General features: G+C 52.5%; 17 protein-coding genes. 12 read left to right on the forward strand and 5 right to left on the reverse strand.

Features of this window, described 5'->3' with window-relative positions; all coding sequences use genetic code 11:
- The first annotated feature begins 56 nt into the window (after positions 1-56).
- From JSS95_03840 to JSS95_03870, 7 genes are all read left to right on the forward strand, one after another.
- Entirely contained in the window at positions 57-503 is a 447-nt protein-coding gene (locus JSS95_03840) for a hypothetical protein (GenBank protein ID MBS1798936.1), read from the forward strand.
- 3 nt (positions 504-506) lie between these two features.
- Positions 507-1,826: a phage portal protein gene (locus JSS95_03845; GenBank protein ID MBS1798937.1), complete on the forward strand. Its 1,320-nt coding sequence runs from the start codon at positions 507-509 to the stop codon at positions 1,824-1,826.
- Positions 1,813-2,442 (forward strand): HK97 family phage prohead protease, encoded by a 630-nt coding sequence (locus JSS95_03850; GenBank protein ID MBS1798938.1) that lies wholly within the window; start codon positions 1,813-1,815, stop codon positions 2,440-2,442. The genes JSS95_03845 and JSS95_03850 overlap by 14 nt, the downstream gene beginning before the upstream one ends.
- Before the next feature lie 126 nt (positions 2,443-2,568).
- On the forward strand, positions 2,569-3,789 hold the full coding sequence (locus tag JSS95_03855; protein MBS1798939.1) for a phage major capsid protein: 1,221 nt from the start codon (positions 2,569-2,571) through the stop codon (positions 3,787-3,789).
- A gap of 92 nt (positions 3,790-3,881) precedes the next feature.
- Positions 3,882-4,289 (forward strand): hypothetical protein, encoded by a 408-nt coding sequence (locus tag JSS95_03860; protein ID MBS1798940.1) that lies wholly within the window; start codon positions 3,882-3,884, stop codon positions 4,287-4,289.
- Positions 4,262-4,693 carry a hypothetical protein gene (locus tag JSS95_03865; protein ID MBS1798941.1) on the forward strand — a complete coding sequence of 144 codons (432 nt, stop codon included), beginning with the start codon at positions 4,262-4,264 and terminating at the stop codon, positions 4,691-4,693. The genes JSS95_03860 and JSS95_03865 overlap by 28 nt, the downstream gene beginning before the upstream one ends.
- Positions 4,690-5,094, forward strand: coding sequence for a hypothetical protein (locus JSS95_03870; protein ID MBS1798942.1), 405 nt, complete (start codon positions 4,690-4,692; stop codon positions 5,092-5,094). Before JSS95_03865 ends, JSS95_03870 begins: the two co-directional genes overlap by 4 nt.
- On the opposite strand, the gene JSS95_03875 is transcribed toward JSS95_03870, so the two are convergent.
- Positions 5,082-5,222 carry a hypothetical protein gene (locus JSS95_03875; protein MBS1798943.1) on the reverse strand — a complete coding sequence of 47 codons (141 nt, stop codon included), beginning with the start codon at positions 5,220-5,222 and terminating at the stop codon, positions 5,082-5,084. The genes JSS95_03870 and JSS95_03875 overlap by 13 nt on opposite strands.
- Positions 5,219-5,455: a type II toxin-antitoxin system HicB family antitoxin gene (locus JSS95_03880; GenBank protein MBS1798944.1), complete on the reverse strand. Its 237-nt coding sequence runs from the start codon at positions 5,453-5,455 to the stop codon at positions 5,219-5,221. The genes JSS95_03875 and JSS95_03880 overlap by 4 nt, the downstream gene beginning before the upstream one ends.
- A gap of 487 nt (positions 5,456-5,942) precedes the next feature.
- Here JSS95_03880 and JSS95_03885 point away from each other — a divergent pair, with 487 nt between their 5' ends.
- Positions 5,943-6,275 (forward strand): hypothetical protein, encoded by a 333-nt coding sequence (locus JSS95_03885; GenBank protein MBS1798945.1) that lies wholly within the window; start codon positions 5,943-5,945, stop codon positions 6,273-6,275.
- An 18-nt stretch (positions 6,276-6,293) separates the two neighbouring features.
- On the opposite strand, the gene JSS95_03890 is transcribed toward JSS95_03885, so the two are convergent.
- Positions 6,294-6,935: a hypothetical protein gene (locus JSS95_03890; GenBank protein MBS1798946.1), complete on the reverse strand. Its 642-nt coding sequence runs from the start codon at positions 6,933-6,935 to the stop codon at positions 6,294-6,296.
- A 439-nt stretch (positions 6,936-7,374) separates the two neighbouring features.
- Positions 7,375-7,659, reverse strand: coding sequence for a hypothetical protein (locus tag JSS95_03895; protein MBS1798947.1), 285 nt, complete (start codon positions 7,657-7,659; stop codon positions 7,375-7,377).
- Positions 7,660-7,971: 312 nt separating this feature from the next.
- On the opposite strand from JSS95_03895, the gene JSS95_03900 reads away from it, so the two are divergent.
- The gene (locus JSS95_03900) at positions 7,972-9,063 is read left to right on the forward strand and encodes a carboxypeptidase regulatory-like domain-containing protein (protein ID MBS1798948.1); all 1,092 of its coding nucleotides are present in this window, start codon (positions 7,972-7,974) and stop codon (positions 9,061-9,063) included.
- Positions 9,064-9,081: 18 nt separating this feature from the next.
- Here JSS95_03900 and JSS95_03905 read toward each other — a convergent pair whose 3' ends face one another.
- Entirely contained in the window at positions 9,082-9,996 is a 915-nt protein-coding gene (locus tag JSS95_03905; GenBank protein MBS1798949.1) for a site-specific integrase, read from the reverse strand.
- Positions 9,997-10,587: 591 nt separating this feature from the next.
- On the opposite strand from JSS95_03905, the gene JSS95_03910 reads away from it, so the two are divergent.
- The 3 genes from JSS95_03910 (at position 10,588) to JSS95_03920 (ending at position 14,616) form a co-directional block, all read left to right on the forward strand.
- Positions 10,588-11,838 (forward strand): MFS transporter, encoded by a 1,251-nt coding sequence (locus JSS95_03910; GenBank protein ID MBS1798950.1) that lies wholly within the window; start codon positions 10,588-10,590, stop codon positions 11,836-11,838.
- Between the two features lie 211 nt (positions 11,839-12,049).
- A complete protein-coding gene (locus JSS95_03915; GenBank protein MBS1798951.1) occupies positions 12,050-12,922 on the forward strand; it encodes a c-type cytochrome in 873 nt (290 codons plus the stop codon).
- Positions 12,923-12,924: 2 nt separating this feature from the next.
- Positions 12,925-14,616: an acido-empty-quinoprotein group A gene (locus tag JSS95_03920; protein ID MBS1798952.1), complete on the forward strand. Its 1,692-nt coding sequence runs from the start codon at positions 12,925-12,927 to the stop codon at positions 14,614-14,616.
- Positions 14,617-14,872: the final 256 nt, after the last annotated feature.

Raw genomic sequence — 14,872 nt, forward strand, 5'->3', positions numbered from 1 at the left:
TCCCCACCTATTTTGCAGACCCTCTCTCGGAGGTGTGTGCACAGAAAGAACAATTCATGTCACAATCCGTTGCCTTTACAGGCAAGGGTGCAAGTCTTTCGATTTCGACTGACGGCACCACGTTTACCGCAGTAAAGCAGTTGCAGAAAATCACATCGAGCGGTCAGAAGTCGAACTTTGCCGACATCACCAATCTCGATTCACCTAGCGCGTTCGTTGAGACTCTACCTACTACGCTCGATTCCGGCACGTTGTCCAGTACCTGTGTAGCTAATCCATCGGACCCCGGCCAATTGATGTTGCTGGCTGCTTTTCAGGCTCAGACGAAACTTACCTGTAAGCTCCAGTACCCACCTGTAGGCACTCAGACCGTTGGCCTGCTCAAGAAGTTCTCTGCTTATGTGAGTTCGGCTCCTATGCCGTCTGCTGCTGTTTCCGATGCTTCGACTTTCGATTTGGAGCTGAAGATTACCGGCCCCGTCCAAGACGTTGCGGGGTCGTAAACCATGATTCAACTTGGTCTATCTCCTCCCGAAAGACGCTCCAGTTTAGAAAACCCGCAGATACCCCTATCGAGTCCAGCTGCCTTTGAAATCTTAGGAGGTGGTTGGGGCAGCGATGCGGGCGAAGTAGTAAACGAATATACGGCTATGAGACAGGCAACGGTGTTCAGTTGCATCAAGACATTGGGCGAATCGGTTGCCTCTTTGCCTCTGTGTCTCCACAAGGTGACTGATAAAGGCATTACGCAACAGGTAAACAGCCCTCTTTATCGTCTCTTGAGTGCTGAACCTAATTCTGAGATGACTGCGTTTAGTTTTTTCGAGACGCTAACTGTTCATCTGAACTTGACCGGCAATGCGTATGCCCAGATCCAACGTAGCAACGGTGTACCAATCGCGCTGTGGCCGCTGCATCCGAGATTGACACGACCTGTACGCCTGCCCTCTGGTGACCTCGCATATGAGACAGAGGACGGTGGACAGAAGCGCATTCTGAAAGCATCCGATGTTCTACATGTTCCCCTCACAAGCTGGGATGGTCTCGTAGGCCTGTCGCCTATTCAACAGGCAGCCCGCGCTATTGGTCTCTCAATTGGGGCTGAAAAATACGGTTCACGATTGTTCCGTAATGGTTCGGTTCCTCTACTTGCGCTGTCTACGGCAGAACGGGTTAAAGCGGAAGATAAGTCTCGCATTAGAGCTGATTTTGAAGCGTTGCAGTCTGGTGACAACCAACATCGTGTTGCAGTGCTCGACCAGAATTTGACTCTTACCAAGATCGGCATCAGCCCTGAAGAAGCGCAGTTTCTAGAGACTCGCGCCTATCAGCGTTCGGACATAGCTGCTATCTACCGTGTACCGGCATCATTCGTTGGCGAACAGCAGAAGATTTCAAACTCCAACATGCAGGAGCAGAACAAAGAGTTTTATGCCTCAACGATTCGTGCTCTGTGCTCTCGCATAGAGGCAGAAATCAATCGAAAGCTGTTTGCTCCAACCTCTGGTCTTGTAGCCAAGTTCGACCTTTCTGAACGCCTTCGTGGTGACTGGGAAAGTGTCGCAGCTGCCGTAACAACGATGCGGCAGTGGTCGATTGCTACAGCGAATGAAGGCAGGCATCTGCTTGGTCTGCCTAGCTTGGACAACCAAGTCTGGGGAGATAGTCTGTTGATCCCCGTCAACATGACTGTTGTATCTGCCACGTCTGGTGAGAAGTTGCTAGACGCTTCGGCTAGTGTTCCTGCTGCTGCTGCTCCCGCGCCTCCTGAAGGCACTATGGCCGATGACGCCACAACAGAAGTAGGTACCAATGATGAACCATAAGGAAATCCGTTATCAACAGGCTAAAGAGCTTCGCGTTCAACCAAACGCAGACGGTTCCAAGACCATTAGCGGCTACTGTATCGTCTACAACTCGCCAAGCACTGATTTAGGCGGGTTCACAGAGATAGTGGCCCCTGGCGCGGTTACAGCGTCGCTGGCAAACAATCCAGACGTGCTCTGTCTCCGGGACCACACACTCACGATCCTCCTGGGCAGGACGACATCAGGAACCTTGACTCTCGTTGAGGATTCCATCGGTGTACGTTTCAGTTGCAAACTGCCCAACACAACGCAGGCAGCAGACGTGGCGGAATTAATCCGACGTGGTGACATCTCGGGGATGAGCTTCGGATTTGTAACCTTGGAAGATTCATGGGCTAACGCTGGCGATAAGCTGGTTCGCTCACTTCTCAAGGTTAACTTGTACGAAATTTCCGTGGTGAGTCTACCTGCGTATGACGCCACATCTGTGTCTATGCGTTCCGTTCCCGATAGTGTGAGGCAGAAACTGGCTAACACTAAGAATGCAGATGCAACAGCGGATGCAGAGCGTTATCGCAGGTACATGAAGCTAAAGCTCGACAGCCTCCGCATCACTGCCCAACGAACCCGCTAGTCATTGAACTGCCGACGCTCCACGGAGTGTGTGCAGTAATTCCCACCCAAATTTCACGCAGACCCTCCACAGGAGGAGTGTGCGCCTACCTATCGCTGCGAAACGCAGCAAGAAAGCAAACAAACAATGGATATTCGTAGCATTACTGAGCAGTACAACAAAGCCCTCCACGACCTCAGCGCGATTGCGCAGAAGGAAATGACGCCTGAAAACCGCAGTGCATTTGATGCGCTTTCCAAGACGGTAGAGGAGATTAAGGGTGACCTGGAGCGTGCGCAGCGTGCAGAGGAAGTGAATGCTTCCATCCGCTCTGCCCAGAACTCAGGCCGTCCGCCCCGCAGCAACCCCGGTGCAGAAATCGAAGGTGCTGACCGCAAGGAAAACGAGAAGCGTGCCTTCTCTGAGTGGCTGCGCACTGGGCAGGTATCGGCAGAGAACCGTGACTTCATCCGCCGTGCAGAGACTCGTGACCTCGGTGTGGGTCCGATTGCTGGGCCTATCACTGGCGGTGGCGTTCTGGTTCCGACTGGCTTTGATCCTCAGTTCCACATTGCTCAGAAGTCGTGGGGTGCTCTCGCTGGTGCAGTTCGCAATTTCAACACGGCGAACGGTGCTCCGCTTCGCGTGAGTTTGAGTGACGACACTGCAAACGGTCTGTCTCTCATCAGCGAAGCAACTGCTGTGAGTGAAAATGATCCTGGCGTAAGCGGGTTCACATCGAACACGGATGAGATGACTACTGGCCTGGTCAAGGTCAGCGTGTCGCTCATTGAAGACAGTGCGTTCGACATCGACAGCTTTGTACGTGACACCTTCGCCAAGCGTTACTATCGAGGTCTCTCGAAGTTCATTCAGCAGGGCAACGGTAGCAACATCGCTTCTATCGTCACTGGTGCTGCCACTGCGGTGACAACTGCGGCTCCCACGGCCATCACATATCAGGAGCTGCTGGCCACATATGCTGGTCTTGATCCTGCATATGTCGAGCAGAGCAGTTTCACTATGAGTGCTTCGACCCGTAATTTTCTGATGGGCCTGACTGACAACTATGGGCGTCCGCTGCTCACTGAGGCAGGAGCAGTGCCCTTTGGCACTCTGTTCGGTCGTCCGATTGTCATCTCGCAGTATGCGGACGCCGTGGCAGCATCGAAGACACCAATTCTGTTTGGCGATTTGCAGGCAAGCTACACGCTCCGCAATGTCAACTCAGGAATGCGTATCGTTCAGCTGCGTGAGCGGTTCGCAGAACTGAATGAGGTTGGCTATATCGGCTACACCAGGGCAGGCGGATTTAACACCTCGCAAGCTGGCTCCCCGAGTCTCGTTGCTCTTAAGACGCACGCCTAACCTCTAACAACTGAATAAGCAACAAGCCTGTCATCGTCCCGCGTGGATGGTGGCAGGCATTTTGCTATTGCACCAAAGAAAGACACACACTAATGCAAAACACGCCCGCAGTGGCAACCATCGCATCTACCACTACCAGTTCTATCTGGTCTTTTTATGGCCCTTTTCAGACCTTCCAAACCGGCTTCAATACACCCCGATACGACACGGAAATTTCTGCACTCCTCACGGTCGTTTGCAACATCCCGTTTCGCTCTTTTATGAGCGCAGTCTTTGGCCGTAACAACAATGGCCCCAAGTTGCCCCTCAAAGTAATCACATCCTCGCAGAAGCTCATTGACACCGTTGCTGCACTCGATGAACTGACTAATTCATCGCCCGTACATGGCCAGCTTGCAAGCAGGTTGCGTTCGTTTGACATCACATGGGAGCTTGTTGAATCAACTGACCCAGCTATTGAAGAGCTGAGAGCGTGGCAGGCAGGGTTGGTGCAGGCATGAGGCTATTGCAACTAACCGTCACCAGTTTCAACAACACAGGCGTGTATCACCTTGTTGGAGGTCGCTCGTTGAGCCACAAGAGCGCATCGGTGTACTCAGACAATCCAGCACTGAGAGCAACAGTCGCAGGGCTTTCAAAGATTCCCTGGCTCTCAATTACCCGCCGTATCAATGACGGGAAGTCAAAGGGCAAACGGTTGAAGCTCATGTTCTACAGCGATGGCTCTGAACTGATTGAGTCCTGCCACTATCTCGCCTCGCTTGAAGATGCTTCAGAGCTTCCTCAAGAGGCACAGGAACTGCACAGTCTGTTGCAACGCTTTGAGGTGTTGCTATGGACGCGGCTAGATGAAGAGGCAACAGCGAAGCTCAGGCAATGGGCAGAGACGGTTGGTGCCCGATGAACAAACCGATCATCATTACAGTCGCCAGCCTTAATCGGGATGCTATTTACCGAGTCACTGGACCTCTGCACTACGCTTCTATCGGTGGAGCAATCTGCAAGCTCTACTCAAATCGTGAAATGTGGGCAGTCCTGAACGCATTGTCTGCGCTTCCTTGGAATCGTCTGGCAAGGTCGAGCATGGGCAGGGAGTACGCAAACAAAAAGCTGCCTGTAACCATCCGCACAACAAACCCTGAAGTAATCCGTATCTGTATGGAATCTGCATCATGGAATGAGCCACAGGGAGAATATGCCGTACTGCACCATCTTCATGAAAGGTTCAGCTTTTCCTATCAGCTAATCGAAAAGCATGAGGTCTTCGATCTGATAGAAACTTGGGCAGACCTTCAAAGAGCATAGATAACAGCCAGCGACACAAGAGTGATGATGAACCAGACCAGCGTGCTGCTCTTCAGCCAGTAAGGGGCAGGCTCTGGTGCTGACTGTGCACCTGGTTCAATGACGTTGATTTTCGTGACAACTTTCATTCGATAACCCTGAACTCGCCGGATGGCTCTGGGACAAGCAGACCGTCTTCCTTTAGTCCTTGGATGTGCAGAAGAATGCCTTCATCCATCTTCTGCTCCACTTCCTCGAATGTATCGCCTCCCGCAGCGACTATTGGGAGATCCACTGCGAAGGCTCCCCAGTTCCCACTTTCTTCGTCTTGCTCGAACTCGACAGTGTAGCGATGGATGATTTTACGGAACGTCTGATTCATCGTGACCTCGATTTGGATAAAGCCCCTGCCCTCGATTGTGAGAGCAGGGGTAATCTAGTTCGATTTGGTATATGGAACGGGCTTAGGGAAGACTCTACACATGGGACAGCCTTCCTGGTGCTCTCTGAGCAGTTTGTAAGTAGTGTAGAACTGTTGGCTATGCGATTCAGAGACTATCTCTTTGTCGTCAAGTTCGTTGAACTCATTGAGCAATCGGTTCCACTCTTCGCAGGGTGTTAGAGGCTCCTTTAGACCCTCATCTTTCCATGCTCGATACATCTCTTCTTTCGTCATGATTCAATTGCTCCTCGTTGGCCAATTCGCACGATCTAGACACCTGTATATCGGTAGTTCTCCAAGTTCACCGACGAAGGCTTCGTAGATGTCGATGCTGGAGCGGAGGTCGATCATCCGCGCACGCTGTGCAGCTGTGTGAGTGGTCAAGGCAGACAACGTTTCATATTCGCCGCCCCATTGCTGGAGTGAGTTGGCTACGGTGAAAAGTTTGGAGACGAGAGAACCAGAGGATGAAGGCGACGAAACAGTAACGTTCAATTTGAAGCTCCGTAAGGGGAATTTAGTACGAGCTGAATCATCCCCTGAAGCTGTCTTTCAGTCAACGCCTAAATTCAGTGCAATCAATGAGATAACAAACAAAAATTTCGCGTATTCGGCTCTGCGTAAGGAACGCCAGACTCACTTTTTCGGTGGAGGTGGTGGCGGAACTTTGATTGGTATGCCTGCCTTTTTATTGCCCGTTGGCGGGAGCTTCAACGGCGCACTATCCTTGCCACCATTTTGTTGTGCCATGCGGTTCTGACCTCACTTTCGCAAAATCCTACTTCTTAGTGTTACCTGTTGGTTGTTGTGTCGGTTTTGAAGGTGATGCAGGCACCTTTACATTCAACCCTTTGTTAAACGTATCCGAAGGAGAAGGGACTTTTACGTTCAAACCGTCATTAGCGATGATCGGAGTTTTTTTCATAGAAGTGACGTCCATATGGAAATTAATAATTACAAAGCAGATGCAAAGTGCAACTCCAATGAGGAAAATTACACCGTTAGCCCAATTCAAATATTGAACACGTTCCGCCATTTTAAAAGGAAAATCGACATGTTCATTCGCCTTTTGTTTCTCCCAGTATTTTTTCGCCTTGTCGTGAACAAAAATACTGATTTGATATGAAAGCAATACCAGTGCGATGCAACAACCCAATGCAATAAATGATGCGTAGAGCAATCCCCTAAATATCGCGTGATCCACTGGAACGATGTCTTTTACAAAAGCCAACGAGAGAAGAAGAAATGCAGACGACAGTGTTAATAACTGTTTGTCGTATTCTTCTTGATTTTTCGTCATCGCTGCAAAGGCTTCATCTCTCTCCTTGTCACACATTTCTTCAAACTTTATCCGTGCAGCCTCCGAACTTTTTAGTTCAAGTCTGGCTGCAACATCTCTAAGATTTTTGGAATGTGCCATACAGTGAGTTCGAACGTTGCTAGGTAAAATGCCAGCTAAATTTGGGAGCTTCCTTTGACGGCAAGCACTGTCTGATACAACCTGTTGTCACTTCGATGACCGCTTGCCCGGTGACCGTTTTGAGGATCGTTTGTAGTGTTCAGTTTCAGTCTCGCGCGGTTTCTTCTTCGCAGCACTCTTTTTTACGAATCTCCCCGTCACAGAACTTCTGACTACAGTAATTTTCTTTGCTGTGGCTTTCCTTCCTGCCATTTTGACCTCCCTCATGCTCGATGAGCGGATTTAGTATGTGCCGAAGCTTCCTAATTAGCAATCAAAAGAGGAGACTGCTAATCGCAGGAATCTAACTAGATTCCCCTTTTGGCGGCGTTGATCGGTGTAACGACTGGTACTGCTCCTCTGACAGCCTCAACGTCACATCTCCATGAAATTTGGCCAGCTAGTCTCCCCACCTGCCACCAAACCCGCCTTTGACCTGTGCCAGCTCGTAGCGGTTCGGGAACTCTACTGTTTCGCCCGCCCGCAGTTTCTCTGCAACATGCTTTGCTAACTCCGGCGAGACGATCTTCTCGAAATCCTTCTCAAACGTACCAACGTTCACGGACCACCATTTGTGCGTGTCGTGCTCTGATGCAGCGATAAACGTGACGGTTTCCAAGCGTCCTTTGTAGTCTCCCTCCGGGCGTAGGAAGGGAACCGCGATGAGCTTATATGTCTGCTGCATATATTCATCCCCTCTTTGTCTAACTTCCCGTCAGGCACGGGATCATGTCATGTGGCGAATAATAAGCGAAAATATTGTGGATCGGGGAAGGAAAATGGGTGCGTCTCACGGGGCTGAAGTTTGTTCAACTCCAAGAATCAATGCCGATTATCGGGACTTCCACAGCTATTTGTTGCTAGTTTTGGTTCCAAATAGCCTGATATGCACACAAGTCACGGTATTTCCGCTGGCAACACTACATGTCGTGCTTTATACTTGACACCCCAATTAGGGGGACTCACAATGTAAACGTACAATTTGGAGGGTCTCCCAGTGGAAAACCATGTTAACGTCAATGTAGTCAATCAGATAAAGACGGATAAAACCCCAAAAGAAGAAAGCACCAAGAGACAGAGGCTGCGCTTAGCAGTTGCAGTGTTAACGGCCTTCGCAGCTTTGTGCGGTCTGGCAAAAGCCTTCATTCACCAGCAGCCCATCGAGAAAATTCCAACCAACGCTGAAAGCCTCTCGACTCAAGCTCAAACCTCGTTTGCAGGCCGCGTTTCTGACCGAGCAGGTAAAGCCATCCCAGGTGCGGTTGTCATAGCTACGACGGATCAGAATGTCGGACAGACAATTAAGACTGACAGCAACGGACAATTTCAGTTGCTCCTCGCGCCGACCGCTCAGACACTCAGGTTGACTGTGACCGCAGACGGATTCCAGGCTGTGACGGTGCAGGCGGATGTCCATCGAACCGGACCGGAAGAAATCATCATGATTCCGGGAGCGGCGATTGCGAACCCGGCAAAGGTAGAACACACACGACTGCGCGGGTCTGCTCCGAAACCTGTGGAGGTCGCACCATCGTCAATACCTCAGCCTGCCGCGCCTCTACCGGCTCCAATAATCAATCAGGGGGTCATCAACAACGGAACAAACAACGGTGTGCAGAACAGTTGCTTCTATGGAGGCTGCGACCAACACGTCAACGTAGACCAGAGCGTTAGAGTGAACGACCCTGTGATACCGCAGGCATATTTCGATCAGGAGCCATTCATTGATTATGAGCACCCCAACAACATGAACAGCAATCCTGGACAAGGGAATCAGGATTCAGTCCAGACTCTTCATATTCATGTTAGGGGCATATTTGACAATCCAGTATTTGAGATTAGTTGCGATAGCCCCTGCAATATAGATCGCTCGTTTATGGGTAGGAGATCAGGGTCTAATTTCATAGAAAATAACACTGGTCTCTATGTACACAGAGCAACGCCAGATTCCATGCATCATTTGATTGCGTTTGAAGACAGGCTATCGCCCACAGCATACTTCTCGCTAAGGGTGAGTTCTCAAAACCGTCAACCTGTCAAAATTACATCTGTTTATAGTTCCAGACTGCCGCCGGGTATTGTGAACTAGTTTTTGCACCTTCAGGATTTAGTCATTGAGCACGTTCAGTGCGTTCACTAGTGTTGTCTTATCGAGGTGAGCGTAGCGTGCAGTCATCTGGATTGTCTTGTGTCCTGCTGCCTCTTGTATGACCTTGAGGCTCACACCCTGCTGGGCTAGTCGAGAGCAGAATGTGTGACGTAGATCGTGCCAGCGAAGGTTCTTGATTTTGGCTCTACGCAGAGCAGACAGCCACCAGTTCTTGTTATCACCGATACCGAACGCCGAGTTGTCAGGTGACTGGTTTGGTCTATCCTCGGAGCGGTCTTTGCGCCCTAGCTTCATTTTCTGAAGCGCCTTCATCGCCACTATGACGTTTGGAATCATGTGGACGGTGCGACTGGCTCCGTTCTTGGTATTCCGGAGCAAGATTTCCTTTGCATGAAAATCCACGTCGTCCCATGTGAGACCGTACTGTTCTCCTTTACGCATCCCAGTCTTTAGAGCCACTTCAAACTCGTAAATGCGGTGCAGCATTCTCTTCCTCCGTTGAGGATTGCGAGGACCGCAGGCGTCTACATCTTGCTGGAGCACTTCACGCAGGCGTTTCTCCTCCGCAGGCGTGAGATACCTGATTACGCCATTGCTGACTGGTTCTGGCTCCACATCTCGAACGGGATTGACTGTTACCAGTGACCTGTTCTTGCCGTACTTGTAGACGGCAGAGAACATGGCTTTATAGCGATTGCTGGTGGCTGGTGCGACTTTCAGGCTGCTTAGCCAGTCGCTAACCTCAAACGCTTTTAGACCCGCCGCACTGCGATTGCCGAACTGTTTCTTGATAGCACCAAGGCGTTGCGGAGGGTTTAGTTGGTCTTTATACCGCTGAGGATTGGTCTGAATCTGAGCCAGCAGGCCATCACACAGGTCTCCGACCGTTACCCCCTCCTGCACCGCATTCATTTCTGCGAACGTCCGGACCGGCACCTTAGCGGAAGAGGGAACTATGCCCTCGCCGCTCCGCTTCAGGGTTCGAGCTTTCTCAACATAAGCGATGGCAGCCGCTCTATCCCGTCCAAAGGACTTTCGGACGAGCTTGCCACTTTGTCTATATCTTGCGTGCCAGATTCCACTGCCTGGTACCCTCTCGTAGACCCCTTCGACTGGTGCAGCCCGCCGTGCCATTGGTTCTCCTCGGGATTCAGCATAGCCTAGATACGAGCTTTTGTGTGATACGAATGTGATACACCAAACCCGTAATCCTTGCGACGTAGTGCAAAGTTCTTCTCGCAAGCTAAGTAATAAATACCCTGTATTTATAGGGGCTTTGTGAGCATTAAGTGTCAAAGCGTCGCATCGTGTTACAGCTATTCAAGCGCACTCCTAACGCGAAGGTCGCAGGTTGGACTCCTGCCCGGGCCACCACAAACTTTATATGTATCAGACATATAACCGGGAACTGTTGCTACCGCATCCGCTTTTCTAGCGTCGGTCGCTGTACGATTTGATTATCTGTTTCTCACGGGTCGATAAGAAAGCAGTCTTCCGCCGCAAATGTCTCGCAGCCCTCGTTTCTTTGAACGCATCTTCAGAGCCTTCCGCTATCGCGACTTCCGCTTAATGTGGATGGGGGCGTGCGTATCGACGATAGGGACGTTCGTGCAGCAGTTCGCACAGAGCTGGCTGATCTATGACCTGACGAAAGATCCTTTCTATCTTGGACTGGATCTTTTTCTGGGCCAGTTACCCATCATGATGTTTTCGCTGTTCGGGGGAGTTTTTGCTGACCGGCTGGACCGGCAGAAGCTGCTGCTGGCGTCGCAATACATCCAGATGGTGTGTGCTTTTCTGCTTGCGCTGCTGTTTGTTCTGCATGCTGTTCAGGTGTGGCACATTCTGGCGCTGTCGTTTGTGGTGGGAGTGGGGCAGTCGTTCGGCGGACCTGCCTACTCGGCGTTGCTGCCGAGCCTGGTGGATGCAGAAGATCTATCGAATGCAATCGCGATGAACTCAATCCAGTTCAACCTGGCGCGCATCGTGGGTCCGACGATTGGCGGGTTGGCATACACGACGCTGGGAGCAACCTGGTGCTTCACGTTGAACGGCCTTTCGTATATCGCCGTGATCATCTCGCTCTTCATCATTCGAGTGAAGTTTGTGCCGGCCAGATCGAGCGAGCCGGTGTTGAAGAGTATGAAGGAAGGACTGCGCTTCATACGTCACCGCGATGGGATGATCGCGCTCGTGATCCTGGCATTCTGTACGACGCTGTTCGGTTTTTCGCTGAACGGTTTTCTTCCAGTGTTTGTGCGGAACGTCTTTCATCGGGGGCCTGAGACCTACACGGTATTGCTGGTGTGTTCGGGAGCAGGTTCGATATGCGGTGCGCTTGCCGTTGCCGCGTCGGAGAAGATGAAGGGGCAGGGGCGCCTGACGCTGCTGATCCTCGTCCTGCTGGGGCTCATCATCACGGGGTTTGCCGTGTCGAAGTGGCTTCCGCTTTCCTGCGTGCTGATGTTCCTGGCCGGCGCCGCCATCATGGCATCTGCTTCGTTTATGCTTTCGCTCGCACAACTCATGACGACGGATGCGATGCGCGGGCGGGTGATGAGCGTGTACAATCTGGCGTTTCGTGCGGGCATTCCTTTAGGCGCTCTGGCACTCGGCAAGCTGATTCCCGTTCTGGGCGTTTCAAAGGCGTTGTCGGGGACGGGGTTGGCCCTGGTTGGCGTCTCTTTCTATTTCCTCCTGGTGAATCGCGACTCGACGTTCCAGCCGGCATCGCGGCGGAATGGACAGGCTTGAACCTGGTGACAGTTTAGATAAAACGATTTTCTCAAGGGTTTGATCTGTACTGTACGATTGGCCGTGTGTTAGAAATTTCAGATAGTTATTTGTTCTGGAACGATACATAGCCAGCTTGATGTCGCACGGTTTGCCGCAGCGGAAGTGGATGCCGCTGAATTCGTGCGGTGGAATTGCTGAGTTCTCAGGCCTACCCGGGTATCGAGGTTTCATGCGTCATCTTCACCGTTATCTTGCCGCCGGTACTGCATCAATGGTTGCGGTACTCACTGTTCTCTGTTGCTCGCCTGGCCTGACGGTCGCTTCTGCCGCTGGCGCGCAGGCTCCTACCACCTCAGCATTTAATCAGGGGCAGGTTCGTGCCGCTGAAGATCCAGCTGTGGTGGCTCATGGCAAGGCACTGTACGGTATCAACTGCCAGGCATGCCATGGATCGGACCTGCGTGGCGGCGATATGGGTGGGCCCAACTTGTTGCGTTCGCAGATCGCGCTCACCGACAAGCACGGCGAGTTGATTGTTCCCATCATTCAGGGGGCGCGGGCCGCGCAGGGGATGCCGAACCTTGGATTGAATGACGAGGACGCGGGTGCGGTGGCGGCTTACGTGCGTTCGGTTATCTCGACCATAGGTGGGCAGGGTGCACCTCCCGGCCAGAAAAAGGTTCTCGATATCGTCGTCGGCGATGCAGGCCGCGGACAGGCTTATTTTGCGGCGCATTGCTCCAGTTGCCATTCCCCGACAGGAGATTTGAAGGGGATTGCAACGACCTTTCATGAGCCGGTCCAACTACAGGCGCGCTGGATTACCGGTGGCGCTGGCGGTGCACAGGCCAGTCCCGCAACCAAGCCAACGGTCGATGTGACCGTTGCACCGGGAGAGAAGGATTCGGGCGAGCTTGTCCGCATGGATGACTTCCTTGTGACGCTGCGACGCAGTGATGGCACGGAACGCTCGTTTACGCGAAAGGGCGCTGCGCCTGTTGTCGTTGTGCATGACCCGATGCAGGCCCATCGGGAGATGCTCTCCCACTACACGGATGGAGACATCCACGACGTGACTGCTTATCTGGTGACCCTGAAGTGAAACTGACATACGCTCTTTCGATTGCCTCGCTCGCCGTCTGCTCCGCTCTGTCGTTTGCACAGGGTGGCGGAGTGAAACCGCAGGAACTTCTGAAGCCACTGGGTAAAGAGTGGCCCACTTACAACGGCGACTATACCGGCAAGCGGTACAGCTCCCTGGCACAGGTGAACCGCCAAACCGTGAAGAACCTTTCGCTGGCCTGGATGTCGCAGTTGACGCCGGGGATGGAGACTCCTCCGCCGGTTATCAACGGTCGTCCGGCTAGACCGGCTGGACCATCGGTTCCGTTCCAGATTGGAGGCGAGGGACCGGGCAATATCAACATCCGTGCAGGATCGATCAAGGGGTCGGTACTGGCGGTGGATGGCACTCTCTATGTCACCATGCCGGACAATGCCTGGGCCCTGGATGCGCGCGATGGCCATCAGTTGTGGCACTACTACTGGAAGACAAAGGGTGGCACGCATATCGGCAACCGCGGCTTCGGTATGTGGAATGGCTACCTCTTCATGGAGACGCCGGACGACTACCTGGTGTCGCTTGACGCGAAGACGGGCAAGGAACGTTGGCACAGGAAGATTGCCGATGTCGAGGAAGGGTACTTTTCGACGCCGGCTCCGATCATCATTGGGAACCATGTGTTGGTAGGCGTAGGCAACGATATCGACTCGCCGGGTTTCCTCCAGTCTTTTGACCCGGAGACTGGCGATCTGCAATGGAAGTTCTACACAGTACCGATGAAGAAGGGCGATCCAGGGGCAGACTCGTGGGCGAGTATCGATGCTGCACGTCACGGCGGCGCGCAGACGTGGATTACGGGAGCATACGATCCGGCCACAAACCTGTATATCTTCGGAACCGGCAATCCTACACCGGCTTACACAACGGGCGGCCGTGGCGACCTCGACAATCTGTTTACCTGCACATTGATTGCGCTCGATGTGGACACTGGAAAGATGAAATGGTACTTCCAGACTTCGCCGCACGACATGCACGATTATGATTCGGCGCAGACGCCTGTGTTGTTTGACGGAATGTTCAAGGGCAAGATGCGCAAGATGGTGGCGACGGCAGCACGCAACGGCTACTATTTCACGCTTGACCGTGTGACAGGTGAGCACCTGGTTACCAGCAAGTACGGCACCGACACAAACTGGGCCAAGGGTCTTACACCTGAGGGCGGACCAAAGCGCGACCCAGAAAAGGACGCAACGATTGCAGGCTCGCTGTTCTCGCCGGGCTCGGGTGGGACCACCAATTGGCAGCCTCCCGCGTTTTCTCCGGTTACCGGACTGTTCTACACCTACGAGGTCAACAGCTTTTCATTACTTTACCTGACGGACCCCGATCCGCGCGGCTCGATGGGGCTGGGAGGTAAAGAAGAGGTCGATGTAGGAAGCAGTGGGAGCTACCTGACTGCGATCGATTACCGCACCGGCACGGCGCGCTGGCGTCATCGCTTTTACAATAACCGCTCTATCGGCGGCGGCGGTTTGCTGGCGACTGCGGGAGGCCTGCTGTTCTCCGGCGATGGAGCGGGAAACCTGGTTGCGTTTGATGCTGCCGATGGCAAGACGCTATGGAATACGCGCATCGGCTCAGTCTCCAATGCGCCGCAAACATTTGAGATGGATGGTCACCAATATGTCATCTGCGCCTCGGGCGATAAGATGTGGGCCTTCATTCTCCATTAGCCCTGTTGCCGGATTTTGTGCGGCGGTGTTAATAAAGAGCCCCTTTGAGGGGCTCTTTATTGTGGTCGAATATCTTCGACGCTGCTGGTAGAGCATCGAAATGGCGCATTTCATGGCGCAATTTTTATTTTCGCCCGCTGAAGATAAATTGAAATTTCTTCCCCAAAAACTGTACATAAGACGGTTGTCTGCTGTAGTAATGTGTTCATCGTTTTCTGCTCAGCGCACATATGTGTGGAGCTACTTTCGTGCAGGT

It is taken from the genome of Acidobacteriota bacterium, assembly GCA_018268895.1.
In the GTDB taxonomy this organism is placed as follows: Bacteria; Acidobacteriota; Terriglobia; order Terriglobales; family Acidobacteriaceae; genus Edaphobacter.